Below are 26,074 nucleotides of genomic sequence, written 5' to 3'. Positions count from 1 at the left end.
GACAGGGAGTCAACATGCCCGATTTCACACCGCTTCACCTGGCCCGGTCAGGCCGCAGCACTGACCGCACGCCTGCAGCGCAAGGACGCAGCGCGCGCCTGGTGTTGTCCTGCTCGTTGCTGGCCTGCGTGCTGCTGGCCAGTCTCAGCGGGTGCACCACCTACTCCTACGATGACGGCCGCAAGGAAACCGTCTGGGGGGTGCCGCCAGTGGATGAGCACAAGTCCGAGCAGGAGCGCCAGCGTGAAGGGGTGATCTACCGGGAGCCCGGGGTGGTACCGGATAACTGAGCAGCGCCTCAGGTACTGCCCCCTTCCACCAGGGTGAAGCCCAGGTCCCGCACAGGCTCCGCTGGTGTCATTCCCTCCAGTCGCTGCAGCAATAGCTCGGCTGCCTGTCGTCCCATGTCACTGCGCGCCACCGCCAGTGTCGTAAGTGGGGGCGACAGGTGCTCGGCCAACGGCAGTCCCAGATACCCCCCTACCGCCAGCTCGTCCGGAATACGGATGCCCTGCTTGCTCGCCGCCAGCAAGATGCCGCTCGCCAGGATGTCGTTGGAACAGGCCACCGCGTCCGGCCGGGGAGTCATCGCCAACAGGTCTGCCAGCGCCTTCGCCCCCACCGCGTAGGACGCAGGCTCGGCGTATTCAAGTACCGGCCCTTGTGAAAGCCCTGCCTCAGCCAGCGCCTGCTGGTGTCCCTCGAGCCTCTGGACTGCACGATAGTCATGCCCCAGATGGGACCCGGCAAAGACGATCCGGCGATAGCCCTTGTCCAGCAGGTGGCGCGCCATGGCACGCCCCAACGCCAGTCCATCGACGCCCACGTTCATGTCGATGGGATCTTCCCCCACCTCCATGATTTCGACCACCGGACGCCCCCATTCCTTGAGGCGGGTGATCACCCGAGGGTGATGGCGCAACCCGGTCAGGATGACACCCGAGGGTGAATAGCCCAGCACGGTGTCGACCAGCCCTGCCTCGCGATCCAGGTCCCAGTCGGTGGTGGCCAGCAGCATCTGATAGCCGGCGGCCTCGAGCCGTTTCTGGATGGCGTCGATGACTTCGATAAAGGTCAGGATGGCCAGCGATGGTACGATCACCGGAATCACCCGGGTACCCGCGGCGGCCAGCCCCCCCGCAATAAGGTTCGGTACGTAGCCAAGTGCCTCTACCGCCGCATCCACCCGCGCCTTTACCGCTTCTGAGACCCGCCCCGGCGTGTTCAGCGCTCGCGATACGGTGATGGGCGCCACGCCAGCCTGGCGAGCCACATCCGCCAGGGTGACGCGGCCCTGACCACGATGACGCTTGCGTGAACGACCTTCCTGTCTGTCCATGGGGTTCCTCGATCTCGCTTGTCGTGCCCGCGACCGTCCGCTTTGCGGGAAAGCGGCCTCGGGCTGTAAAACACATTAGGACATCATCCTCGTCCTGCTGCGCAGTGTAACCCAAGACCAAAGTATGGGTAGCGCTACCATCAAAATGGTAGCGCTACCCAAAGTCCATCGACTACCTTGGTGGATGACGCCAGGGCATACCCTCGTTTGCCCGACTTTCCCGCTGAGCCGTCACGCCGCTCACGTTCCGAGGAGATAATCACAATGAACCCACGCCGCCTCACCCCAATTGCGCTTGTCACCGCCATTTCTCTGGCTTCCGCCGGCACCGCCGCAGCCGAGGATCTGGCTATCGCCATCCACACCGATCCTTCCCATGCGATGTTCAAGATCGGTGAACGCTTGAAGGACACCATCGAGTCCAATACCGATGGTGAGCTGACCGTCACCTTGCTGGGTACCGAGGTGGGCGGTGAACGGGACCACCTCGAGGGAGCCAGCTACGGCGAGTACGCCATTGCCCTGGGTGGTTCCATGCCCATGACGTTGTACGCCCCCGAGTTCGCTGCCGCCGACCTGCCCTTCGTCTATGACTCCAGCGACCAGGCGCGCAAGATCTATGAGGGAGAGATGGGCGAGGCGCTCAACCAGAGTCTGATCGCCAAGGGCAACATGCGCCTGGTCGGCCTGTCTGCCCGCAACCCTCGCAACCTGACCGCCAAGACAGCGGTCGAGACCCCGGAGGATGTCAGCGGCGTGCGCATGCGGGTGCCGGAGATTGCTCCCTGGGTCGCGGTGTGGGGTGAGATCGGTGCCCTGCCCAGCCCCATCGCCTGGCCAGAGGTGTACACCTCACTGCAGACCGGCGTCATCGAGATGCAGGAGAACCCGGTCGACAACATCTACGCCGGTAAGCTCTACGAGGTGCAGGACTACGTCAGTCGCACCGAGCACGTTTATTCCTTCTTCCACTGGCTGATGAACGAAGACCTGTATCAGGAGATGTCCGACGAGCATCGCCAGGTGGTACTGGATGCGGTAGCCGATGCCACCGCCTGGGGCGACCAGCTGGTGGCCGATGGCCAGGCCGAGCTGTATCAGAAGCTTGAGGAAGAAGGCATGCAGATCGTGGAGCCGGATGTGGCCGCGTTCCGCCAGGCGGCACGTCCAGCGGTCGAGCAGATCGCCCAGGAATACGACCCCGCCGTGCGTGACTACGTGCTCTCGCTGATCCAGTAATCGGGGCAGCGGCCGTCTCGCCCCGGCACCTGAGGGCTGCCAAGGCCTGGGGCGGGACGGCTGATACACCGCCTGCTGCCGCTGTCATTCGTCAGCGGCCCACGGAGATATCCATGACGACCAATTCGACCCTGGCCAAGGCGCTGGGAGCCTTCTGGTGGCTGTTGACCGCTGTCGTGGTCGGCGCCTTCGGCCTGATGCTGCTGGTCATGGGCATTCAGGTCATCTCCCGCTATGCCCTCGGCGTGGCCGTGCCCTGGACCGACGAAGTCTCGCGCTACCTGTTCCTGGCCGAAATCTTCCTCGGCTCGGTACTGGCCCTGCGCTATCAGGAGCACATTCGCATCACCATCGTCACGGACCTGCTCTCAGCCAGGGCGAAACGCGTGGCGGCGATGCTTGCCGACATCGTCAGCATCCTGGTGCTGGGCATGATCATGGGCGGCGCCTTCAACATGATGGAGCGTACCGCCGGCGTGTTCGCCAGTACCTTCGACATGAGTTTTTCCTACCTCTACCTGATGCAACTGATCGCCGCCGGACTGATGGTGCTGCTGCTGGTAGAGGACTTTATCGAGCGTCTGACGACACCTGACCCTCGCGACGGCGACAAGGAGTAAGCACCATGGAAATTTTCGCCATCATGTTCATCGGCTTGATCGTGCTGCTGATGCTTGGCGTGCCGGTGGCCTTCGCGATGATTGCCTCCTCGGCTGCGGTGCTCGCCTACACCCGTGGCTTCACCGAGATTCCGCTGGAAATGATCGCCCAGCGCACCCTGTACGGGGTCAACAGTTTCACCCTGTTGGCCATTCCGGCGTTTCTGCTGATCGGCAGACTGATGAACTCGGCCGGGATCTCGGACCGGGTGTTTGACGTCGCACGCTGTGCCGTCGGCCATCTGAAAGGCGGCCTGGGCCACGTCAACGTGCTCGCCAGCATGCTGTTCGCGGGCATGTCGGGCTCAGCGGTGGCCGATGCCGGTGGCCTGGGCGCCGTCGAGATCAAGGCCATGGAAGACGATGGCTTTCCTACCGACTTCAGCGCCGCGGTCACCGCCAGTTCCGCGACCATCGGGCCGATCATTCCGCCCAGCATTCCTGCGGTCATCTATGGGGCGCTGGCCAATGCCTCCATTGCTGCGATCTTCCTTGGCTCGATTCTGCCGGGGCTGTTCATGGGAGCGGGCCTGATGGTCATGGTCGCGGTGATCTCTCACCGCCGCGGCTACCCAACCCGCGCCCGCGCTACCCTGGCGGAGTTCATGCGCGCGCTGTCCCGTGGACTGCTGCCGATGCTGACGCCGGTGATCATCCTGGTGGGCATCCTGTCGGGCCTGTTTACCCCGACCGAGGCGTCGGTGGTGGCGCTGCTGTACTGCCTGATCATCTCGTTCTGCGTCTACCGCTCGATCAGCCTGCGCGAGTTTTTCCAGATCCTTCGCGATACGGCCATCGATACCTCGGTGCTGCTGCTGATCATCGCCGGCAGTGCCTTGTACAGCTGGATCCTGGCGCGCTACCAGGTCACCGCGCTGGTGGCGGACTTCCTGCTGGCCACGGTCAGTGACCCGGTGGTGCTGTTACTGCTGCTGAGCCTGTTCATTCTGCTTATCGGTCTGTTCATCGACTCGGTACCGGCGCTGTTCCTGCTGACGCCGCTGCTGGTACCGGTGGTGGTCCAGTACGGCATCGATCCGGTGCACTTTGGTGTGGTGATGATCTTCAACCTGATGATCGGACTGATCACGCCACCGGTAGGCACGGTGCTGTTCGCCATCCAGAAGATCACCGACCTGCCCTTTACCGCCCTGGTGCGCGCCACCTTGCCGTTCTACATCCCGCTGGTGGCGGTGCTCATCATCATCACGCTGTTCCCGTCCATCGTGATGTTCCTGCCCAACCTGATGCTGCAATGAGTCAACCGCGGGCCTGGCCTGTGACCTGACCGGTCACGGGTCGCCGCCCTGGCCTCAGTTCTGGTTTCAATTCTGGTTTCAGTTCTGGCTTCAGCCTTCAACCTCATTCATCACCCCCAGTCCGCACCTTTGCGAAGGAGTTCTGTCATGGCTGTTTTGATCACCGGTGGCCTCGGTCACGTCGGTTCCTGGGTCGCCACCCTGCTCGCCCGTCGCGGCACCAAGGTCATCATCTGCGACATGGCCGCCCCCCACGTTGACCGTATGGGCCTCGACTATCTGGATGACGTTCGCGACAACATTCACTTCGAGGCGGTGGATGTGCTGGATACGCACACACTGTTCGAGACCTTCCTGCGCTACAAGGATGAGCTGGAAGGCGTCATCCACGGCGTTTCCGTCATCGCCGGCCCGTTCTTCCAGACTCGTCCGTTCAAGCATCTGTCGATCAATGCCATGGGCACCCTCAACGTCTACGAGACCTGTCGGCTACTGGGCATCAACAAGGTCGTCAACATGAGCTCCGGCGCTGTCTACGGAGACGCTGCAGGCCCCCAGGTCGAGACCATGCCCTACAAGGCCACGGACCTGTACGGCGCCACCAAGATTTCCGGCGAGCTCTACGGTGACCAGTACAGCGAAACCTTCGGCATGGACATTCGCCAGGCCAGGCTGTTCTTTGTCTATGGGCCCGGCAAGCGCCCGTCGCACATGCACGCGGTCTACCAGGCCATGTTTGGCCCGCTGGAGGGGCTCAGCAACGTTACCCCTGCCAATGGTCGCGACCAGACCACCGACTGGACCCATGTGGAAGATACCGCCAGCGGCATCCTGGCGCTGTTCGACGCCCCCAGCGTGCCGCACCGCCACTACAATATTTCCTGTGGTGTGCCGGTGGCTCACCAGCAGATTGTCGATACGGTGACAGAGATGCTGGGGCACGACAGCGGCATGCGCCTGGGGCCTGGCCCGTTCGTGGTGCGTGGAAGCCCGCTGGATATCACCCGCGCCCGGCAGGACCTTGGCTTCGAGCCCCGCTTCACCGACATCCGCGAAGGCCTCGAGGACTACCACCGATGGCTCAACAACGCGGGTTGAAACGCCGCTTGCGCTGCGCGGACTGACCCGCATTGTGAGCGCTTCATGACATCTGAACGTGACGAGGCCACCGCGTAGGTGGCCTCGTCTGTCACTGCCCTCGGCTGACGCGGGCGCTTATCCCCGCCGGAAGACCAGCGCCAGGTTGTTGGCCGGCAACGAATGAAGCCCCTCACGGCTCAGCCCTGCACTCGCGGCCAGCTCAGTCACCGCTTCAAGGTCGCGAATCCCCCACTCGGGATTGCGCCGCTTGAGGTCCTCATCGAAGGCGACGTTGCTCGGCGCCGTGTGCTCGCCATGAAGCCGATAAGGGCCATACAGCAACAGCACGCCACCCGTGGCCAGATGAAGAGCCGCCTTCTCCATCAGCGCAGCCGTCACCACCCACGGCGAAATATGGATCAGGTTGATCGCCACCATGGCGTCAAATCGCTGCTCTGGCCATTCACTCAAGACGTCACGGCGCTGCGCCGCCAGCAGGTTGTCACGACCATCGGTCAGCGATTCACGCCAGGCCTCGATGGACGCCAGCGCCGGCTCGGAAATATCGGTAGGCTGCCACACCCAGCCAGGCCGGCGCTGGGTCATGTACAGGGCATGCTCGCCAGTGCCGCTGGCCAGTTCAAGTACCCGCGCCTGTGGGCCAAGGTAGTCCTTGAGCACCTCGAAGATGGGTTCACGATTGCGCAGGGCAGCCGGGCTGGAGAGCCGAGCATCGGTCATGCAGAGATACCTCAGAGAAAATCGATGACAGGTACGCAGGATGTACGAAGGCCGGTGCCAACGAGGCCCTGCCTCGGTACACTAACGCCATGTACTCTTGTTCACCACCAAGGACGGCACATGGCGCGTAACCAGCCCCGCTACCTCGAGATTCAACAGCACATTCTCGCCAAGATCCAGCGGGGCGAATGGCCAACGGATCATCGCATCCCCGGCGAAGAGCAGCTGGCATTGGATTTCAATGTCAGCCGCATGACCGCCAACAAGGCCATTCGCGAGCTGGTCCAGCGCGGTTACCTGACGCGCCAGCCCGGTGCCGGCACCTTTGTTACCGAGCGCAAGGCCGAGTCCTCGCTGATGGAAGTCCACAACATTGCCGAGGAGGTTCAGGGGCGCGGCCATCGCTACCACGCTCGGGTAGAGGCGGCGGAGGCCATCGACGCCAGCGAAGATGTGGCGCTTCAGCTGGGCATGCGCCATGGCAGCAAGGTGTTTCATACTCGCATTGTCCACCATGAAAATGACGTGCCGATCCAGTTGGAGGAGCGCTTCGTCAATCCACGCCATGTCCCCGACTATCTGGCCACCGACTTTACTCGGCTGACGCCTCACCAGGTGCTGATACAGGCCTGGCCGATCACCGATATCGAGCACGTGGTAGAAGCGGTGTTGGCGACGCCCGATCAGGCGGCCGCCCTGTCCATTACCACCCAGGAGCCCTGCCTGCGCCTGCGCCGTCGCACCTGGTCCAATGAGCTGTTGATCAGCTACGCCGTGCTGATCCATCCAGGGGACCGCTACACGCTGCGCTCTGCCTGGAAGGACTAGCCACCACCTGAACCATTGGCGCTCATGCAAAATTCAATGCAGGCCTCAACCTGGCCCAGACGCTGCTGGCCAGCTCGTCGTCACGGGCGTGCGTGAACTCACCAGACAATACGTATCTTGTTCATACAGCCCCCGGCAGCGAAAACGCGACCGGGGGCTGTGCTTGGGCTCTTACCCAACTCAGCGTGTCAGCTGCCGCGATAGGTTGAGTAGGCGTACGGACTCAGCAGCAGCGGAATGTGGTAGTGCTGGTCGACATTATCGACCTCGAAAGGGACAGTTATTTCAGGGAAGAAGGTCGAGATGTCCTGCTCTTTGTACCAGTCACCGGTTTCAAAAACCGCCCGATACACACCCGGCTCAAACGTGTCGCCCTCGGGGAACAGCGCCGAAATACGTCCATCTTCGCTGGTCGTAGCAGTGGCGACGGTGACCCAGCCATTGTCCGTCTGCTGTTCCAGCTTGACCTCGACATTCGATGAGGGCGTGCCCGTCTGGGTATTGAGTACGTGAACGCTGATCGGGTTGCTGGCCGCCATCGCCAGCGTCGAGACACCGCTGACCAGCACGGCAGCACCTAAGGTTCTCAGAGTCTTCATGTCGTTCTCCTGTTATTGGTCCTGTGGCAGGGTCCGGTTGATTCCCTCGAGTGCACATCCCTCATCGGTCGCTGAGCCACCGGCGCCGGCCACACCGACAGCACCGATAACCTCACCGTTACTCCTGATAGGAACGCCACCGCCCAACAAGAGCAGGTCGCTGACGGTGGCCAAGTTTTGCGATTCGGGATGGTTGCGCGCAGACTCTGCAAGTTGACGAGTCGGCGTTTTCGTGGAAAGCGCCGTAAAGGCCTTGCGCTGGGCAGCCTGCGTATTGTGGGGACCGATATTGTCATCCCGCTGCAGCGCTACAAGATTGCCACCGCGATCCACTACGGCGACCACCGCCGTATGCTGATCGGCATGACAGGCGTCGAGGGTGGCCTCCACAACCTGATTGGCCAGCGCCAGAGAGACATCGGGATGCATGTCTATGTCGGTCGATTGCGCCAGCGCTGCACTTGTACACAGTGCACCCAGCAGCAACGACCATCGAGCCTTGTAAATCACGTCAATCGTCTCCTACAGCGTTGTCCTCGTTGGGGTGGCCAATATCGTCCACATGACCGGCCAATACCATTACTGCCGGATGACAGATTTGTAATGGTACCCAGCGGAAAAAACGCCGAAGATGAACCGCGATAAACACAGGGGATGACGGTGCGTATTCTGGTCGTAGAAGATGAAATCAAGACGGCAGACTATTTACACAAGGGCCTGAGCGAGTCCGGTTACCGCGTGGATGTCGCGCATGATGGGCTTGCAGGACAGCAGCGAATCCGCAGTGAACATTTCGATCTGATTATTCTCGACGTCATGCTACCGGGCATGAACGGATGGCAGCTGCTTCAGTTCATCCGCAGCCGCTGGCAGACACCGGTGCTTTTTCTCACGGCTCGTGACGCTGTGGAGTATCGCGTCAAGGGGCTTGAGCTTGGCGCTGATGACTATCTGGTAAAACCCTTTTCCTACGTAGAGCTTCTGGCCCGAGTTCGCACGTTGTTGCGGCGAGGCCCGCCCCGTGAGACACAGTTGTTCAGTGTGGGTGATCTGTCTCTGGATCTCGTTCAGCACCGTGCCATGCGCCAGGGTCAGTCGATTCATCTCACCCAAAAGGAATTCGCGCTGCTGCACCTGTTGATCAGTCATGAAAACGAGGTTCTTTCACGTACCTATATCGCGTCACAGGTGTGGAACATGAACTTCGAGAGCGACACGAATGTTGTCGATGTGGCCATTCGCCGCCTGCGCGCCAAGGTAGACGAGCCCTGGCCGCATCGCTTGATTCATACGGTGCGTGGCATAGGCTACGTGCTGGGTCTTGAACCATGAGCCGAATCACTGGCTCTTTGACGCTCCGGTTGGCGTCTTTATTTGCACTGGTCGTCGGATTGCTGCTCAGCGCTCTCGGCCTCTATCTCTATCACTCCCTGTCTAACGAGATTAGCTGGCGTGACGATCAGATGCTGCGAGGTCGCCTTGAGCGAATGCTCGTGCTACTGGACAACAGCGCCAGCATCGAGGCACTTCGTCAGCGCCCCAGGCTATATGCCAACATGCTGGATAATCGTGAAAGCGTGCTCTGGGTGCTGACGGATGACGGCCACCCTTTGATTGAAGTCAATCCGATGCATCAGGCGGTGCCTGAGCTGACAGGTCGTGATAAGGTGCAGCTACGCACCGTCGACAACGGTGTCCCGGCAAGACTTGCCTGGGTCGCAGCCCGCCTTGATGGCCGACAGGTCACGCTAATCGCCGGCAAACGTCTTGCCGAGCGTAACCGTATGCTGACGAGCTACCGTGGCAAGCTCTGGCTGTCACTGGCAGGAGGGTCTCTGGCGGCCTTCTTGCTTGGCTGGATCGTAACACGGCGCGGACTGGCCCCTGTCCGACGCTTGGCGGCACGCGCAGCCACCATCGATACCGAGCACCTCCATCATCGATTGCCCGTACACTCGGACGTCAGCGAGCTGCGTGACTTGAGTATGGCGCTGAACGGCATGTTGACGCGACTCGAGGCCGGTTTTCTGCAGCTTTCACGTTTCTCAGAGGATCTCGCCCATGAGATGCGAACTCCCCTGACCAATCTCATGGGGCAGACACAGCAGCGGCTACGTCATGACCGGACCGGCGAGGAATACAAAGAGATACTGATTTCCAATCTGGAGGAGTTTGAAAGGCTCGCCCGCATGATCGACAGCATGCTCTTGCTGGCCCGCAACGAGCAGCCTGGTGCAACCCTTGATCGACGGGCGGTCGAGCTTCACGACATGGTCGAACAGCTATGCGAGTACTTCGAAGGCATGGCCGAAGAACGCAGCATGACGTTGATCAATCGGGCCCAAGGTCGCCTCGCTGCCGATCCGGATCTGCTCCGGCGGGCGCTAGCCAACCTGATCGCCAATGCCCTGCGTTACGGCCAGGAGCACACCTCCATCATCATCGATCACCAGCAGAACGATGGCCTGCACCATATCAGTGTCTTCAACCAAGGAGCGCCGATTCCAGAGGTTCATCTGCCGCTGTTGTTCGAGCGCTTCTACCGTGTGGATGCGTCGCGCCATACCCCCGGCGACTCCGGCGGACTGGGACTGGCGATCGTCCGCTCCATCGCTCAGCTTCACGGCGGTCTGGCGATGGTCAGCAATGAACCAATGGGAGTGCGCTTCACGTTATGCCTCCCGCTATCGGCTCCCTCCTGAATAGAGCAGAGCAAGAAATTAGTGCAGGCGAGCAGGGAGCCGCGCATACCGATGCCCGCCTCTGCCCAGAAAAATAGAAATGTTCATGACAGATCATGTGCAACACGACTTTCTGAGACGCTGAATCGCGCTTGCCAGAGGAGCGTTGGCGGCCAGTGGCGAACGCTTTGGTTGTTGGCGCTTCGGTATGGCTACATCTGGCGAAAAAAAGCCGCTACAAGAATTCCCCCGGCAATCGCGATCAAGGGCTTCTTCACCGTCAGCATCATCACAGCGGTGGTCAGCAGTGCCAGCCGGGCACCATGGTCACCGGTGACCGCCAGCGGTGCGAGCAGTGCCACCAGCACTGAGCCAGACATGGCATGAATGAACCGTTCGATGCGATAGCCAATGGGTACAAAGGACATGATAAAGACGCCGCCCCATCGGGTCGCCAGCGTCACCACTGCCATGATCAGGATGATAACGAATGCGCTCAGGCTGCCTGTCTCAATGCTCATGGTCATGACGCTCCCCACCGAGGCCAGCCAGGCCGCCGGCAATAGCCCCTACGACGACATGGGTGTTTTCGGGCAGGTAGCGGTAAGCCAGTAGTGAAGCACATGCCGCCACCGTCCAGATCACCAGCATCCGCAGGTTCTTCTCACCGCTTACCACCATGGCGAGAAGAAAGCAGCCCATCACCATGTCCAGGCCCAGGCTCGCGGGGTCGCTTATCGCGTTGCCGAAGTACAGTCCTAGCCAGGTGCCGAGGACCCAGAAGCCCCACAGGGCGACGCCTCCACCCAACAGCAGTCCCAGCCCCGGTCGGCCCTGGCTGAATGCCTGCATGGCCATGGCCCAATTGGCGTCGGAGGCCACTAGCATCACGCCGTAACGCTTCGCTGGCTTGAGCGGCTGCAACCAAGGGTAAAGCGTCGCCCCCATCAGCAGGTGGCGGGCATTGATCGCGAATACGGTGAGAATCATCGTAAAGAGTGGCAGCTGCGCGCCCCACAGCTCCAAGGTCGCGAACTGCGCATAGCCGGCAAACACCAGGGCACTCATGGCGATGATGGAGGTGTCGTTCAATCCAGCCTGAGTCGCCGCGAGGCCAAAGGCAGCACCAAAGACGATGACAAATAGCGAAATGGGCAGCAGTTGCAAGAACCCTTGCCAGGCTAGCTCACCATCCAGACGATGCAGCGCCACCTCATGTGTCGTCATCTCGTTGACCATGCCGTGCTCCTCCTGTTGCGGGGCATGGCCGTCACTATGCTGCCGCCTATCTGTTGATGAAAGCGAATGATTTTGCTACTTAGTATTCGAATATCGAATACGAGTGGCAGCCTATGGCCTATCAGGATCTGCAGATTGACTGGCTCAAGTGCTTCGTCGCGGTGGTGGATGCCGGCTCGCTGTCTGCCGCCGCGCCGGCGGTGCATCGCTCCCAGTCGGCGGTCAGCATGCAGCTCAAGAAGCTGGAGGCGGCATTGGGCCATCGCCTGCTGGAACGGGGGCCACGGGCACAGCAACTGACTCCGGAAGGTCAGCGGCTACTGGGTTATGCTCGACGGATGCTCGATCTGCACACCGAGACCCAGGCAGCATTTCACGGCCGAGCACTCACCGGGCGTGTTCGCCTCGGCGTGCCGGATGACTATGCGGCTAAGTATCTGACTCCGGTGTTAAAACGCTTCGCACCGCAGCACGGCGCCGTCGAGATAGAGCTGAGCTGCGAGCAGTCGACCGCGTTGATTCCCCGGGTGGAACGCGGCGATCTGGATCTCGCGTTGGTCTCGCGGGACCAACCACGCCACGGCACCCTGCTGTTCCACGAGCCGATGGTATGGGTCGGCTCGCCTCAATTCCCCACCTGGCGGCGTGATCCTCTGCCCATCGCCGTCTACGAGAGCGAAAGCCTGGCCAAGCGCACCGCCATCAATGCTCTGGCCCAGCAGGGGCGTCGCTACAAAGTGGTCTACAACAGCTCAAGCCTGGCGGGCCAGATCGCCGCGGTGGAGAGCGGACTCGCCGTTGCCGTGCTGACCCAGTGCAGTGCCCCACCCCACCTGGAGATCCTTGGCGGCAAGCAGGGCCTGGGCCCGCTGGACCCTATGGAGGTAGCGGCCTATCGCAGCCCGGCCTCGCAGGGCGCCGAAGCCGTCGACAGCCTCTACCAGCTGATGGTCAGGACCCTGCGCAGCACGGTGATGTGAGCCGCCCACCATTTTGTCACCCCAAGGCCGGATGCATGGCATCCGGCCTTCGTCGTTTTTGAGCTACACCATGGATTGACGACTACTGAAGCAACATGCCCATGGGGATGGCCAGCACCAGCGTCAGAGCCACGCGAATGGCCCATACGACCACCAATTGCCACAGGGTGATGGGAATGCGCGTCGCCACCACGCAGGGAATCGACGCAGAGAAGAACAAAATGGACGAGATCGAGACCACGCCGGCGGCAAAGCGCGCGACGAAATCGATCCCGGCGTCGCCACCCAGCAGCAGCGCCGGCAGGAACATTTCAGCAAGTCCTGCAGCGCTGGCCTGGGCCAGTTCCTGGGCATGCTCGATGCCGAACAGTGCAACGATCGGATAGAACAACCAGCCCAGCCACTCGAAGACGGGGGTGTACTTGGCGACCAGCAGGCCAAGCAGTCCCACCGACATGATCGACGGCAGGATGCTGATCGCCATCACCAGCCCCTCTGCCAGGTTCTTGCGCACGCTGGCGCTCAGCCGCGGCGCCTGCTCAGCCACCTTGATCCCGGTGCGCCAGGCAAGGCCCAGGCGGTCGCCCTTCTGGGCCTCCGGTTCGCCGTCGGAGGCATGATTGTCCATGCGCGACAACGGCCAGAGCCTTGCGGTCACCGCCGATACGATGAAGGTGATGACCAGCGTCAGCCAGAAAAAGGCGTTCCACACCTCCATCAGTCCCAGGGTCTTGGCCACGATGATCATGAAGGGTGCCGATACCGTGGAAAAGCCGGTCGCAATGATCGCTGCCTCCCGGGCGGAATACTGCCCGCTGGCATAGGCACGACTGGTAATCAGCAGTCCAATGGAGTAGCTGCCGACAAAGGACGCCACCGCATCAATGGCGCTGCGTCCAGGCGTCCGCCACAGCGGTCGCATGACCGGCTGGACCAGGATGCCGATCAACTCCAGCAGGCCATAGCTGAGCAGCAGCGCCAGAAAGATTGCGCCGATGGGTACGATCAACCCGACCGGAATGACCAGCTTGTCATACAGGAACGGCAGCATGTCCGGCTGATGCAGCAATGCGGGGCCAGCGGAGGTCATGGTCAGCACCGCCGCCACGACGCCCAGGAGCTTGAGCACGGTGAACACGATATCGGTCGCGCTGCGCCGCCACTCTCCCTTGATCAACGGATAGGCGGCGCCAGCCACGATCAGCGCCAGCGCATAGTACCTCGCCCCATCACCGAGACCCGCGCGAGCCGCCGTCACCAGATGATCCAGCGGTATGGTTGAGCGCCCTGCCCAGGTCACCGGAATGAAGAAGATGAAGATGCCGATGGCACTGGGTACCAGCAGCTTGAACAGCAACAGCCCGGGCGATTGCCGGCTGGCTGAAGAGTGTGGAGTCGTCGCCATGGAGGAAGCCTCGCAGGAGTGTCGTCGACGTCGCGATGCGTCACGTAGTTTGTATATACAGCTATGACGCTATAGTGGCAAAACACCACCAGAGACCGCCTTTAGACTATAGTCCAATAAGATCCATAAGACGCCCATGATTCACGTCCTCTCCTAGCGTTCTTGCGCCGCTTCTGCCCTGCCGATAATTCGCCCCGCAGGGACCATTGTTTCGCTCTAGACCATGGTCTAAGCCAACCCATAAGTCGCACCCATCAGATCTTCCAGAGCCTGCCTTTCTCTTACGCTTTCCGTGACTTAGCGCTCTACTCCTAGCCAAAGGACAGGACCTGACAAGCGAACGCCTGGCTTGACGAAAGGCTCCGGACGGCTTATTTGTATATACATTACGACACGGGAGCTCTTCATGGCTACTACATCCCAACCCCAACACCCTTCACGCCTGTGGCGCGACCTAAGCCTGTTTGATGGCCTGACCACCCAGCCAGGACGCTACTGGGTCAAGGTCGAGGACGGACGCATCGCTGCCATGGGCGCCATGGATAGCCTGGATCAGGCACAACAGGCTGACTGCATCGACATGGGCAGTGGCGGTGTGATGACGCCAGGTCTGATCGACTGCCACACCCATCTGGTCTACGGCGGCCAGCGTAGCGACGAGTTCGAGCTGCGCCTTGAAGGCGCTTCCTATGAGGACATCTCGCGACGTGGCGGCGGTATCCTTGGCACCGTACAGGCCACCCGAGACGCCGATGAAGCGGCACTGTTCACGACAGCCGCAACGCGCCTTGGCGCCATGATCGACGACGGTGTCACCAGCGTGGAGATCAAGTCCGGCTACGGACTGTCGACCGACGACGAGCTGAAAATGCTGCGGGTCGCTCGCCGCCTTGGCCGCGAACTGCCGGTACGGGTGAGCACCACGCTGCTGGCGGCCCACGCCCTGCCGCCGGAATATCACGGCAATGCCGACGGCTACATCGACCTGGTATGCAACGAGATTCTGCCCGCGGCCCACGCCGAAGGCCTGGTCGATGCAGTGGATGTCTTCTGCGAGCGTATCGCCTTCTCGCGGGAGCAGTGTCTGCGCGTGTTCGAGGCGGCTCGGGCACTCGGCCTGCCGGTCAAGGCTCATGCGGAACAGCTATCGCTGTCGGGCGGCGCATCCCTGGTCGCCGAACACCACGGCCTGTCTGCCGACCACATTGAATACCTGGACGACGCCGGCATCGCCGCCATGGCCGAGGCCGGCACGGTGGGCGTCCTGCTGCCGGGGGCGTTCTACACGCTACGTGAAACCCAGCATCCGCCCATCGATGCCATGCGCCGCGCGGGCGTTGCCATGGCGGTGGCGTCGGATGCCAATCCTGGCACCTCCCCCATCATGCTGCCGACCTTGATGCTCAACATGGCCTGCACGTTACTGCGACTAACACCCCAGGAGGCCCTGGCCGGCATGACCGCCCACGCCGCCACGGCGATCGGCACGGCGGGTCTTGGGCGTATCACCGTGGGGGCCATCGCCGACCTGTGCGTGTGGGACGTACAACGACCCGCGGAACTGGCCTACGCCGTTCAGCCAGGAAGACTCAGGCATCGCGTGCTGGAAGGAGTGCTGACCCATGGATGAGCAAGCTGCCGTGATCAAGCCAGCCCATGCCACGCCGGACATGAGCCTGTGGCAAGGGCGTATCGACCCGGAGCCGAATAGCGAGCGCTGGCATCAGCGGATAACCGCCTATCACACGGATGCCGCTGCGGGCACCGTACTGACCGGCTTTGCCAGCGACGCCGGGGTGGCGCGCAACAAGGGCCGTATCGGCGCTGCAGCAGGCCCGACCGCCATCCGCCAGGCGCTGGGCCCCATGGCCTGGCACCATGACACCCCCGTCTACGATGCCGGCGACGTGGCCTGCCACGGCGACGGGTTGGAGCATGCCCAGCAGCGCATGGGAGAGCACCTGACCGAGCTGCTTGATCGAGGCCATCTGCCGGTCGTACTGGGCGGTGGTCATGAGGTGGCCTACGCCAGCTGGCGTGGGCTGTCGGATCATCTGGCACAGCAGCAGCGTCGGTCCTGCGTGGCGATCATCAATCTCGACGCCCACTTTGACCTGCGCGATCCCAGCGAGCTGACGTCCTCGGGCACCCCGTTCGCCCAGATCGCCGCCGATTGCGCCAGCCGTCGATGGCCATTTCGCTACGCCTGCCTTGGCGTCAGCCAGGCTGCCAACACCCGCGCCCTGTTCCATACGGCGTCTCGCCTGAAGACGCTGGTGGTGGAAGACCGCGAATTTCGCGATAGCCGCATTGCCTTCATCAAGCGCGATGTCCAGCGCCTGGTCGCCGACTGCGATCACGTCTACCTGAGCATCGACATGGATGTGTTCCCGGCCAGCGATGCTCCCGGGGTCAGTGCTCCCGCCTCACGCGGGGTCATCCTGACCCACCTGGAACCGATCCTCGAATTCCTGCGCCGTTCACGCAAGCTCCGCCTGATCGATATCGCGGAGGTCAACCCGGCGTATGACATTGACCAGCGCACCGCACGCCTTGCCGCACGACTGGTCCACCAGCTGACCCGGTCGGACCACTGACCGAGCCATCGTTTCCCCCTATCTGTCCACATTCAAGGTGACCCCATGAACCAGATCACACCCCCCAAGAACGATCGTCACGACCCAACCCGCAAGATCGCCGCGCCCACCGGCACCGAGCTGTCCTGCAAGAGCTGGCTGACCGAAGCGGCGCTGCGCATGCTGATGAACAACCTGCATCCGGACGTGGCAGAGCGTCCCGAAGACCTGGTGGTCTACGGTGGCATTGGTCGCGCGGCACGTACCTGGGAGTGCTTCGACAAGATCGTCGAGGTGCTCAAGCGCCTGGAGAACGACCAGACCCTGCTGATCCAGTCCGGCAAGCCGGTGGCGGTCATTCCGACCCACAAGGATGCCCCACGCGTCCTGATCGCCAACTCCAACCTGGTGCCGGCATGGGCCAACTGGGAGCACTTCAACGAGCTCGATAAGAAAGGCCTGATGATGTACGGCCAGATGACCGCGGGCTCGTGGATCTACATCGGCTCCCAGGGCATCGTCCAGGGCACCTACGAAACCTTCGTCGAGGCAGGCCGCCAGCACTATGACGGCAACCTCAAGGGCCGCTGGGTGCTGACCGCGGGCCTCGGTGGCATGGGCGGCGCTCAGCCGCTGGCCGCCACCCTGGCCGGCGCTTGCTCTTTGAACATCGAATGCCAGCAGTCCAGCCTGGACTTCCGCCTGCGCACCCGCTATCTGGACGAGCAGGCGAGCGACCTGGACGACGCCCTGGCACGCATCGCTCGCTACACCAGCGAGGGCAAGGCGGTTTCCATTGGCCTGTGTGCCAACGCTGCCGACGTGCTGCCGGAACTGGTCAAGCGTGGCGTCAAGCCGGACATGGTGACCGACCAGACCAGCGCCCATGACCCGCTGCATGGCTACCTGCCTGCTGGCTGGACCTGGGACGAATACGTCGCCCGCGGCAAGTCCGAGCCGGAAGTGGTCGTCAAGGCCGCCAAGGCGTCCATGGCGGTGCATGTTCGCGCCATGCTCGAGTTCCAGAAGATGGGCGTGCCGACCTTCGACTACGGCAACAACATTCGTCAGATGGCCCAGGAAGAAGGCGTCGACAACGCCTTCGACTTCCCCGGCTTCGTACCGGCCTATATTCGCCCGCTGTTCTGCCAGGGCATCGGTCCCTTCCGCTGGGCAGCCCTGTCCGGCGACCCGGAGGACATCTACAAGACCGACGCCAAGGTCAAGGAGCTGATCCCCGACGATGAGCACCTGCACAACTGGCTCGACATGGCCCGCGAGCGCATCAGCTTCCAGGGACTGCCCGCGCGTATCTGCTGGGTCGGCCTGAAGGACCGGGCTCGTCTTGGCCGCGCCTTCAACGAGATGGTCAAGAACGGCGAGCTCAAGGCCCCCGTCGTGATTGGTCGCGACCACCTGGATTCAGGATCCGTTGCCAGCCCCAACCGCGAAACCGAAGCGATGATGGACGGCAGCGACGCGGTATCCGACTGGCCGCTGCTGAACGCCCTGGCCAACACGGCCGGCGGCGCGACCTGGGTGTCACTGCACCACGGCGGCGGTGTCGGCATGGGCTTCTCGCAGCACGCGGGCGTGGTCATCGTTGCCGATGGCACCGATGACGCCGATGCTCGCCTGGCCCGCGTCCTGCGCAACGACCCGGCCAGCGGCGTCATGCGCCACGCTGACGCCGGTTACGAGTCCGCCAAGGAATGCGCCCGCGAAAACGGCCTCGACCTGCCGATGCTCAAGGACTGAGCACCTGCGGGCGGCACGTACGCCGTCCGCTAACCTGCAAAAGGCCGCCCGAGGGCGGCCTTTTGCGTTGCTGTGGGATAGTTGCTGTGGGATAGAGGCATGCAGCGGATGCCTTTAGCCGAAACGCCCAACATGCCGCCGCAGCGAGGACCCTCGATGCAACGACCATGAATGTCAGGCGCAGCACTGCTTGAACTTCCGCCCACTGCCACAGGGGCAGCTGTCATTGCGTCCCGGCTTGAGTCTGGTGACACTGGGCTCGCCATCCAGGTAGACCCAACGCTGCTGGTAACGAACGAAGCGTGAGCGCTCTTCCAGCACTCCCCAGCGCTGCCGTGCACGCGGTCCGTCTGCGAAGGTGGCACGAAAGTGCACCCAGCCCGCATCGCCCTCTTCACCGCTGTCCAGGACCTCAAGACGCTTCCAGCAGGTGTCTGAGGTGCCCATCTCCTGTGGGCAGCAGTCCGGGTGCCAGCTGTGGCGCAGATAGTCATCGAGCCCCAGCGAGAAGGCACTATAACGGGAGCGCATCAGCGCCTCGGGACTGGTCGCCGTGCCTCCCTGGTGCAGTGGCTGACAGCATCGGCGAGTGCCAGGCCGCTTCCGCAGGGACATGCAGAGGCATTCGATGTGGCCATGTCAGGCTCCTTGTAACGATGGATCTTGGTCCATGGGGCCATCCTTCAGGCAAACACAGACCAGCCGGTCGCCTTCGACAGGCCTTCCAGTGCGGCCGTGCCCTTGAGCGAATTGCCATAACGGTCGAGCCCGGGAGACCACACCGCAATGGACGCAACGTTCGGGACGACCGCCATGATGCCACCGCCGACGCCGCTCTTGCCCGGAAACCCGACGCGATAGGCGAAGTCGCCGGAGCCGTCGTAGTGACCACAGGTCATCATCAGCGCGTTGATGGCCCTGACCCGCTCGATACCAATCATCCGCTGACCTTCGAAGCCGCCGCACAGAAATCGGGTCGCCCGCGCCAGCTGGGCGGTGGACATCTCGATCGCACAGTGGTGGAAATAGGTGCCGAGCACCCGGTCACAGTCGTTGGTGAGGTTGCCGCAGGAGCGCAAAAAATAGGCCAGCGAGAAGTTGCGGTCCCCGGTGGCGTGTTCCGAGCGGGCCACCTGCTCATTGATATGGATGTCATCGTCGCCGGAGGCTTCGCGCAGAAAGCGCAGAATCTCTCCCAGGGTGTCTCGAGGCGCGTTGCGCCCGAGCACTGCGTCGGTGGTGACGATGGCACCGGCATTGATGAACGGGTTACGCGGGATGCCGTCTTCCATCTCCAGCTGGACGATGGAGTTGAAGGCACGCCCGGAGGGCTCCCGTCCGACCCGCTCCCACAGGCCTGCCCCCAGTCGCCCAAGCGCCAGGGCCAGGGTGAAGACCTTCGAGACGCTCTGGATCGAGAAGCCGGTGTGGGCATCACCTGCGTGATATTCACGCCCATCGCAGGTACAGATGCTGATGGCAAACTGCTGGGGGTCGATGCACGCCAGTTCAGGAATGTAGCTGGCGACGTTGCCCCACTGGTCACTGGCTCTAGCCTCGCGGTCGAGGGTCTCGACCAGTGATTGCAGTTGCTTGGGCGTCAGGGTGTTCCCCATGGGCATGACTCTTGGTGACTGGGCTTGTGGTGACTGGGCGTATGCTGACAGAGCTGGTGATCACATGGCGCTTGATCGCGAGACGTCGATACCGAGGCCACTTCTCGCCACGCCAGGCAGGACAGATTCGGCAAAGCCGGCGATGGTGGCGACAGGGCGCCCGACTGTCAACGCCTCAGCGCTCTCTCGCGACCGTGATCAAGGTCGTGCCGGGTGGCGATCTGGTGGCTACCGGGTGGATGACGGAGTGGCGCCCATGCGACCAGGCATGTACATTTCCTGTACACATACTATACAAAAAATCACTTGAATCCCATTATTGGCTGTCGCTGACAGCCTATACCCGGCCCATGGCCATCCACCAGCCCAGCCCCGGAGCCCTTCATCGTGACAAGGCCGGGACAGTATCACCAGGCGACAGTGGAACAGGTCGACAGTAAAAGAGAGATACCTCAACGCCGGGCGCGCACAAGACGCCAGCCACGCACGACGCCACCTACGCACGACGCCACCCACAGAGAGAGAGAGACGATCATGCCATTCTCCGAGGACCGCACCAGCGATCTCCCCGCGGACGCCACATCCGCCGTCCACTCGCTTCCCGACACCCTGACCCTGACAGGCCTGACGGCGCTGACGGACCGTTCCCCCACTATCGAGATCCACTCCATCGATATGGGCTTTTATCTGGTCAGGATTCACCTCGACGATCAGATGGCGCTGCTGGTCGATGACGCGGGTGACCCTTGGCGTTTTACCGGCACCGCGTGGATCAGTCGCACTCTCGCTCCACTGGGGTTCACCCACGCCACCCTGACCTGGGCAGAGGTCACCGACGAAATGGTCGGTCAGACGACGTCCCCGGCGCCCTTGGCGGAGGTCATCGCCCACGGTACGCGGATTGCCCTGAGCACTCACCATTGACAGCTCCTGCGGCCATCGGGCCCTCTAGCCCTGCCCACCGACGTCAGCCGCCAGGTGGTGCCGTCACGTCTTGCCCAGGCGTGCCTTGGTCAGCGAGGTCGCCTGAGCCGTCAGCGGATCCTCAGGCCAGGGGTGCTTGGCATATCGACCGCGGTTCTCCTTGCGCACCTCGGGATAGACATTGCGCCAGAAGCTCGCGAGATCCATGGTCGTGGCGAGGGGGCGACGGGCCGGGGACAGCAGCTCGACACGCACCGGCACCCGTCCTTCGGCGATTCGTGGCGTCTGTTGCCAGCCGAACAGCGCCTGGAGTTTTGCGGCGAGCACCGGCACCACACGATACGCCTCGCCAGGCCCATCATCTGGCAGTTGCGCAAGGTGTTGAGAAGACGGTTGAGACGGGTTCGCCTCAGCGGCTTGCCCTACCCATCCCTCGCATTCGTAGCGCAGGGAAGCGCTGTCGCCACTGGGCAGCGTCAACCTGGTCGGTGCCAATTCGTCCAGACGACTGGCCAGCGGCCAGGGCAAGCGCTCGCGCAGGAGCTGCTCCCACGGCAACGCATGCACCTGCTCCATCCGCGTCAGTCCTTCCAGATGGGGCCCAAACCACTCGTCCAGCTCAGCTTTCAAGGTTTCGTCGTCCAGCGCAGGCCACTGACCATCGTGGCTTTGACGCAGCAACGCCACCCGCCGCCGCAGCGCCTCAGCGGCGTCATTGAGCGGCAGGCGTTCGGCGTCGTGGATGGCTTGCAGCAATGCCTGACGACAGGCAGCGGGGCCTGGGGGGCCCTGCAACGGACGGCGCGCCAGCACCAGCGCGTCGATACCCCGTACCTGTTCTGCCTCGAGGCGCCCCGCGTCGGCGTTCCATTCGACCCGTTCACGCCACTCGGACAGTATCGGCCACTGGGCCACCAGGGCCGACTCATCGGTGCGCACTGCCCGATAAAGCCTGCTCTCCCGGGCGCGACCGTCAAGCTCCACCGCGATTAGCCAGGGGGCATGGGCCAGGGGCTGATCCTGGGGCAACGTCACCAGCCCGCCAGAGCGCAGTCGAAACCGCCCCGCCGCTACCTGCTGAGCCACCCGATCGGGAAACGCGTGCAACAGCATGCGAGCCAGCGCGCCGTCACCCGCTCGTTTCGCTGCAGACAGCGAGACACCCGCGCGAGCACACAGCCGCTTGGCTTCTCGCTGCCAGTGGGGGTCTGGGCGTGAGTCATTGAGTAACTCGGTGAATACCGCTTCGAGGTCCAGCTGACGGCCGTTACCCTGACGCCCTTCAAGCCAGGCGGCTAGCGCGCAGGCAAGGGCCAGCGAGGCCTCGTCACGCTGGCTCGCCCACTCCAGCATCCCCGCCAGACGGGGCGATGTGGGCCAACGGCCAGCGGCACGACCCAGCGGCGTCAGCCCATCCCGCTCATCACTGAGCTCGAGCTGTCGCAGCAGCTGGCGACCGGCCTTCAGCGAGGCGCGCCCCGGCGGCGTGACCCAGGCAAGCTGGGTCGCGTCCTTCACTCCCCAACGGGCGAGTTCGAAGGCCAACGAGGATAGATCGGCCTGGAGGATCTCCGGCTCACCGTGGGGTGGTAACGGTTGTTCTTCCGCCCACAGGCGATAACAACGCCCTGGCCCCTGGCGTCCCGCTCGTCCTCGCCTCTGGTCGGCGCTGGCCCGATTGACACGCCGGGTCTCCAGCCGAGTCAGCCCCGTGCGAGGCACAAACACCGGCACCCGCTGCTGCCCGGCATCGATCACCGTGCGCACGCCGTCCACGGTGACGCTGGACTCGGCAATCGCGGTGGCAAGCACCACCCGGCGCAGGCCGTCCGCCCGTGGTTTTAGGGCAGCCCGCTGAGCATCCAGCGGCAGCCGTCCGTGGAGCGGCACCAGCGCGACCTGATCGAGCCGCTGGGACAGCCAGCGAGATAGCCTCTCGATCTCCGCCACGCCGGGCAAGATCACCAGTATGTCCGCCGCCTGGTCCGCTGCGCCCTCTTCGTCCGCCGCACTCTTTGCCGCCAGTGCTTCCAGCACGACACGCCCCTGATGCTCTTCCGCCGACAGCCGCGACGGGGCCTGCCGATACAGGGTCGTGACCGGGTACTGCCGTCCTGGGCAGTCCACCACGCTGACGTCGTCACCCAGTACCCGCGACAATGCCGCGACATCAAGCGTGGCCGACATCACCAGCAGCCGCAGGTCTTCACGCAGCCCCTGCTGGACGTCCAGCGCCAGTGCCAGACCGAGATCCGCCTCGAGGCTGCGTTCGTGAAATTCGTCAAACACAATGCCAGTCACACCGTCGAGCAAAGGATCGTCCTGCAACATTCTGGACAGCACCCCCTGGGTCACCACCTCGAGCCGCGTATCTGGACCCACGCAGCTCTCACCACGCATGCGATAGCCTACGGTCTGGCCAGGCGCCTCTCCGAGCAGGTCTGCCATGTGGCTGGCGGCGAGACGGGCGGCAACCCGCCGCGGCTCCAGCAGCAGCAGCTTGCCCCGACCGCTGTCACCACGACACCAGTCCGACTCCAGCAGCGCCAGCGGCACCCGTGTGGTCTTGCCCGCCCCGGGCTGGGCGACCAGCATCGCGCGGTGATCTGCCTCCAGCGCGCAACGCAGCTCGGGCAGACGTTCGTCGATCGGCAGTGGCGGGAACAAGGACATCACGACAGCTCCGTCGGCAGGGGAAGTGGCTCAGCGGCTGGCTCAGCGGCGTGGCGCCGCGCGGACGGGGATCATAGCACGACCGCCTTGCAGCACTCTGCGGCAAGGGTTTTGTATACATTACCGCCCAGCGTTTGTTGCCATGATGGCGCATCTTTGTCTACGCTTATCGCCTGACCGAACGGTCAGATTTACACCCCATGGCCATGACAACGACAAGAGGACCCCGCCATGAGTGATCCCGGTTCATCGCCCGCGGCACTATCAACCGCAGAACCATCAACCGCAGACCCCCAGACGACAGAACCCCAGACGACAGACCGCGAGAGATCCTGCCCTTCCGACTCCAGCGGCCTGGGGGCGTTGCTCGACCGATTCTTTAACGTGACCCGACGCGGTAGTTCGGTTAAAACCGAGATTCTGGCCGGTATCGCCACCTTCCTGGCCGGGATGTACATCATCGTGGTCAACCCGGCGGTTCTGTCAGACGCCGGCATCCCCTTTTCCGCTGCCCTGTCAGCCACCGTGGTCATCAGCAGTCTCAGCAGCCTGGCGATGGCGCTGTACGCCCGTAACCCGATTCTGGTCGCACCGGGTATGGGCATGAATGCACTGTTCACCTACACCCTGGTACTGGGAGCCGGCTTGTCCTGGGAGGTGGCACTTGGCTGCGTCTTCTGGTCCGGCGTCATGTTCGCGGTACTGGCCATGTTCAACGTCCGCGAGGCCATCATCGACGCCATCCCGGCGTCACTGCGCTACGCCATCACCTGTGGCATCGGCCTGTTCATTACCTTCATTGGTTTCAAGAATGCCGGCTTCATCGTGGCCAGTCCCGCCACACTCGTGAGCCTGGGACACCTGGATGCGCTGCTGGTCACCTTCCTCGCGGGCCTGATCATCACTGCGGTGCTGGTCATCCGGGGCTTCAACGGCGCCTTGATTCTTGGCATCGCGGCCACCACGTTGCTGGCGCTGCCCCTGGGCCGCCTGTGGGGAGACGAGGTCGTGGTGGTGTGGCAAGGACTGGCGGCGTGGCCGGACTTCTCTGCCCTGGGCAAGGTCGATGTGCTCGGCGCTCTCAAGGTCGCCTATCTGCCGTTTATCTTCGTGATGCTGTTCACCAACTTCTTTGACGCCCTGTCCTGCTTCATGGCGCTGTCGGAATCGGCGGGCCTCAAGGATGCCAACGGCAATCCTCGTAACCTCAAACGCTCGATGACCGTCGATGCGTTTGCCTCGATGATCGCGGCGCCACTGGGCACCAGCGCAGCCCAGACCTTTATCGAGTCAGGCGCTGGTGTCGCCCAGGGAGGACGTACCGGGCTGGTGGCGCTGGTCATTGCGGCGCTGTTTCTGCCCTTCCTGTTCCTGTCGCCGCTGCTCTCTCTGGTTCCGGGCATCGCCACGTCGCCAGCCCTGGTCCTGGTCGGCCTGTTCATGATGGCCCCCATCGGCAAGATCGACTGGAGTCGCTTCGAGGACGCTTTTCCTGCCTTTCTGGCCATCATTCTGATGCCGCTGACCTACTCCATCACGCTCGGGATTGCGTTCGGCTTCATGAGCTTCGTTCTGATCAAGCTGGCCACCGGCAAGGCCGATCAGATCAAGCCCGCGATGTGGGTATCAGCAGTGCTGTCCGCGATCATGCTGGCCACCGCGCAGTAACCGTCACGACTCACCATGCCGGCCTCCCAGGGCACGCAGCCTTTTTTCAGTGCCCTGTGGGTGCCGACACCACTCCACATCCTTTCAGAACGACCTGGACGAGAAAGTCGGTAACGCGCTGCATGTCGTCGTCGGTGAAGTGCTCATGGCCGGTGATACCGGCCACCTGAGCTTCGAAGTCCGCGTAGTGCTGCGTCGCCGACCAGATCAGAAAGATCAGCGACACCGGGTCCACGGGGTCCATCAGGCCGCGCTCGGCCCACTGACGAAATACCTCGGCCCGGCCCTCGACCCAGTCACGCAGCTCGCCACGCAGGAAGTCCTGCAGAAAGGGAGCCCCTTGCAGGATCTCACCGGCAAACAGCCGCGAGGCCTCGGGATAACGGCGAGACATCTCCATCTTGGAGCGAATAAAGGCGCTGAGTACCTCGGCGGGATCGTCCTCGACAGAAATATCGTCGAGCATGGTGTTCCAGCGCTCCATCACGCCTTCCAGCAAACGCACGTAGAGTGCCTTCTTGCTGCCCATGTAATAGAGGATATTGGACTTTGGAAGCCCCGCCTCTTCCGCGATCAGCTTGAGACTGGCACCCCGATAGCCGTGGCGAGAAAACACCCGCTCGGCTGCGTCGAGTATCTCGCGCTCGTTGCGCTGGCGTATGGCGCCGCCTTCGGTGTCGAGCGCCCTGTCGAGCGCTGCATCATCCAGCTGTGATCCCATGCTCATCCCGGTCGTTGACAAACCGCCGCCCTTGGCGTGAACCCACGTCACGCCTGATCAGGACAACGCGCCGTAAAAGAGTGCCTGAA

Annotated in this window: 25 protein-coding genes; 14 read left to right on the top strand and 11 right to left on the bottom strand. The window is 62.8% G+C overall.

Going from position 1 to position 26,074, the window contains the following annotated elements; translation table 11 throughout:
- The first annotated feature begins 14 nt into the window (after positions 1-14).
- Positions 15-290, top strand: a complete 276-nt coding sequence (locus tag KUV45_RS12160) for a hypothetical protein (protein ID WP_224852013.1) — start codon at positions 15-17, stop codon at positions 288-290.
- 8 nt (positions 291-298) lie between these two features.
- On the opposite strand, the gene KUV45_RS12155 is transcribed toward KUV45_RS12160, so the two are convergent.
- Entirely contained in the window at positions 299-1,339 is a 1,041-nt protein-coding gene (locus tag KUV45_RS12155; protein ID WP_222163208.1) for a LacI family DNA-binding transcriptional regulator, read from the bottom strand.
- Between the two features lie 264 nt (positions 1,340-1,603).
- Here KUV45_RS12155 and KUV45_RS12150 point away from each other — a divergent pair, with 264 nt between their 5' ends.
- The 4 genes from KUV45_RS12150 to KUV45_RS12135 all read left to right on the top strand — a co-directional run bounded on the left by KUV45_RS12150 (position 1,604) and on the right by KUV45_RS12135 (position 5,594).
- The gene (locus KUV45_RS12150) at positions 1,604-2,578 is read left to right on the top strand and encodes a TRAP transporter substrate-binding protein (RefSeq protein WP_222163207.1); all 975 of its coding nucleotides are present in this window, start codon (positions 1,604-1,606) and stop codon (positions 2,576-2,578) included.
- Positions 2,579-2,691: 113 nt separating this feature from the next.
- Positions 2,692-3,198 (top strand): TRAP transporter small permease, encoded by a 507-nt coding sequence (locus tag KUV45_RS12145; RefSeq protein ID WP_206938379.1) that lies wholly within the window; start codon positions 2,692-2,694, stop codon positions 3,196-3,198.
- 5 nt (positions 3,199-3,203) lie between these two features.
- On the top strand, positions 3,204-4,496 hold the full coding sequence (locus tag KUV45_RS12140; protein ID WP_206938377.1) for a TRAP transporter large permease: 1,293 nt from the start codon (positions 3,204-3,206) through the stop codon (positions 4,494-4,496).
- Between the two features lie 147 nt (positions 4,497-4,643).
- Positions 4,644-5,594, top strand: a complete 951-nt coding sequence (locus KUV45_RS12135) for an NAD(P)-dependent oxidoreductase (protein ID WP_206938375.1) — start codon at positions 4,644-4,646, stop codon at positions 5,592-5,594.
- Positions 5,595-5,711: 117 nt separating this feature from the next.
- Here KUV45_RS12135 and KUV45_RS12130 read toward each other — a convergent pair whose 3' ends face one another.
- The gene (locus KUV45_RS12130) at positions 5,712-6,317 is read right to left on the bottom strand and encodes a DUF938 domain-containing protein (protein ID WP_222163206.1); all 606 of its coding nucleotides are present in this window, start codon (positions 6,315-6,317) and stop codon (positions 5,712-5,714) included.
- Between the two features lie 120 nt (positions 6,318-6,437).
- On the opposite strand from KUV45_RS12130, the gene hutC reads away from it, so the two are divergent.
- Positions 6,438-7,145, top strand: a complete 708-nt coding sequence (gene hutC / locus KUV45_RS12125; RefSeq protein ID WP_206938371.1) for a histidine utilization repressor — start codon at positions 6,438-6,440, stop codon at positions 7,143-7,145.
- 188 nt (positions 7,146-7,333) lie between these two features.
- On the opposite strand, the gene uraH is transcribed toward hutC, so the two are convergent.
- Complete coding sequence (uraH, locus tag KUV45_RS12120) at positions 7,334-7,744, bottom strand: hydroxyisourate hydrolase (protein ID WP_222163205.1); 411 nt, start codon at positions 7,742-7,744, stop codon at positions 7,334-7,336.
- A 12-nt stretch (positions 7,745-7,756) separates the two neighbouring features.
- The gene (locus KUV45_RS12115) at positions 7,757-8,254 is read right to left on the bottom strand and encodes a heme-binding protein (protein ID WP_224852014.1); all 498 of its coding nucleotides are present in this window, start codon (positions 8,252-8,254) and stop codon (positions 7,757-7,759) included.
- Positions 8,255-8,404: 150 nt separating this feature from the next.
- Between KUV45_RS12115 and KUV45_RS12110 the strand changes: the two genes are divergently transcribed.
- Positions 8,405-9,076, top strand: a complete 672-nt coding sequence (locus tag KUV45_RS12110) for a heavy metal response regulator transcription factor (RefSeq protein ID WP_222163204.1) — start codon at positions 8,405-8,407, stop codon at positions 9,074-9,076.
- Entirely contained in the window at positions 9,073-10,446 is a 1,374-nt protein-coding gene (locus tag KUV45_RS12105) for a heavy metal sensor histidine kinase (RefSeq protein ID WP_222163203.1), read from the top strand. The genes KUV45_RS12110 and KUV45_RS12105 overlap by 4 nt, the downstream gene beginning before the upstream one ends.
- A gap of 191 nt (positions 10,447-10,637) precedes the next feature.
- Here the strand turns inward: KUV45_RS12105 and KUV45_RS12100 are convergent, their stop codons facing one another.
- Positions 10,638-10,946 carry an AzlD family protein gene (locus KUV45_RS12100; RefSeq protein ID WP_222163202.1) on the bottom strand — a complete coding sequence of 103 codons (309 nt, stop codon included), beginning with the start codon at positions 10,944-10,946 and terminating at the stop codon, positions 10,638-10,640.
- Positions 10,936-11,664, bottom strand: coding sequence for an AzlC family ABC transporter permease (locus KUV45_RS12095; protein ID WP_222163201.1), 729 nt, complete (start codon positions 11,662-11,664; stop codon positions 10,936-10,938). Before KUV45_RS12095 ends, KUV45_RS12100 begins: the two co-directional genes overlap by 11 nt.
- Positions 11,665-11,777: 113 nt before the next feature.
- Between KUV45_RS12095 and KUV45_RS12090 the strand changes: the two genes are divergently transcribed.
- Positions 11,778-12,644 (top strand): LysR family transcriptional regulator, encoded by an 867-nt coding sequence (locus KUV45_RS12090; RefSeq protein ID WP_222163200.1) that lies wholly within the window; start codon positions 11,778-11,780, stop codon positions 12,642-12,644.
- A gap of 82 nt (positions 12,645-12,726) precedes the next feature.
- Here the strand turns inward: KUV45_RS12090 and KUV45_RS12085 are convergent, their stop codons facing one another.
- Positions 12,727-14,049: a YjiH family protein gene (locus KUV45_RS12085; protein ID WP_206938369.1), complete on the bottom strand. Its 1,323-nt coding sequence runs from the start codon at positions 14,047-14,049 to the stop codon at positions 12,727-12,729.
- 406 nt (positions 14,050-14,455) lie between these two features.
- Between KUV45_RS12085 and hutI the strand changes: the two genes are divergently transcribed.
- From hutI to hutU, 3 genes are read left to right on the top strand one after another with little or no spacing between them, the layout of a single operon-like run.
- On the top strand, positions 14,456-15,679 hold the full coding sequence (hutI, locus tag KUV45_RS12080) for an imidazolonepropionase (RefSeq protein WP_222163199.1): 1,224 nt from the start codon (positions 14,456-14,458) through the stop codon (positions 15,677-15,679).
- Positions 15,672-16,646 carry a formimidoylglutamase gene (gene hutG, locus KUV45_RS12075; RefSeq protein WP_222163198.1) on the top strand — a complete coding sequence of 325 codons (975 nt, stop codon included), beginning with the start codon at positions 15,672-15,674 and terminating at the stop codon, positions 16,644-16,646. The genes hutI and hutG overlap by 8 nt, the downstream gene beginning before the upstream one ends.
- A 45-nt stretch (positions 16,647-16,691) precedes the next feature.
- Entirely contained in the window at positions 16,692-18,383 is a 1,692-nt protein-coding gene (gene hutU, locus KUV45_RS12070) for a urocanate hydratase (RefSeq protein ID WP_222163197.1), read from the top strand.
- A 174-nt stretch (positions 18,384-18,557) separates the two neighbouring features.
- On the opposite strand, the gene KUV45_RS12065 is transcribed toward hutU, so the two are convergent.
- Positions 18,558-18,914, bottom strand: a complete 357-nt coding sequence (locus tag KUV45_RS12065; protein ID WP_308126710.1) for a YchJ family metal-binding protein — start codon at positions 18,912-18,914, stop codon at positions 18,558-18,560.
- Positions 18,915-19,066: 152 nt separating this feature from the next.
- Positions 19,067-19,999: a glutaminase gene (locus KUV45_RS12060; RefSeq protein ID WP_206938357.1), complete on the bottom strand. Its 933-nt coding sequence runs from the start codon at positions 19,997-19,999 to the stop codon at positions 19,067-19,069.
- 534 nt (positions 20,000-20,533) lie between these two features.
- Here KUV45_RS12060 and KUV45_RS12055 point away from each other — a divergent pair.
- The gene (locus KUV45_RS12055; protein ID WP_222163196.1) at positions 20,534-20,923 is read left to right on the top strand and encodes a DUF6482 family protein; all 390 of its coding nucleotides are present in this window, start codon (positions 20,534-20,536) and stop codon (positions 20,921-20,923) included.
- Positions 20,924-20,986: 63 nt separating this feature from the next.
- On the opposite strand, the gene hrpB is transcribed toward KUV45_RS12055, so the two are convergent.
- Positions 20,987-23,596: an ATP-dependent helicase HrpB gene (gene hrpB / locus KUV45_RS12050; protein WP_222163195.1), complete on the bottom strand. Its 2,610-nt coding sequence runs from the start codon at positions 23,594-23,596 to the stop codon at positions 20,987-20,989.
- A gap of 231 nt (positions 23,597-23,827) precedes the next feature.
- Between hrpB and KUV45_RS12045 the strand changes: the two genes are divergently transcribed.
- A complete protein-coding gene (locus tag KUV45_RS12045; protein ID WP_222163194.1) occupies positions 23,828-25,264 on the top strand; it encodes an NCS2 family permease in 1,437 nt (478 codons plus the stop codon).
- A gap of 46 nt (positions 25,265-25,310) precedes the next feature.
- Here KUV45_RS12045 and KUV45_RS12040 read toward each other — a convergent pair whose 3' ends face one another.
- On the bottom strand, positions 25,311-25,985 hold the full coding sequence (locus KUV45_RS12040; RefSeq protein WP_206938347.1) for a TetR/AcrR family transcriptional regulator: 675 nt from the start codon (positions 25,983-25,985) through the stop codon (positions 25,311-25,313).
- Positions 25,986-26,074: the final 89 nt, after the last annotated feature.

Source organism: Halomonas sp. DP3Y7-2 (assembly GCF_019800795.1).
GTDB classification, from domain to species: domain Bacteria; phylum Pseudomonadota; class Gammaproteobacteria; order Pseudomonadales; family Halomonadaceae; genus Halomonas; species Halomonas litopenaei_A.
Note: the sequence above shows the minus strand (reverse complement) of the source record. Positions and strands in the feature narration are given on the sequence as shown.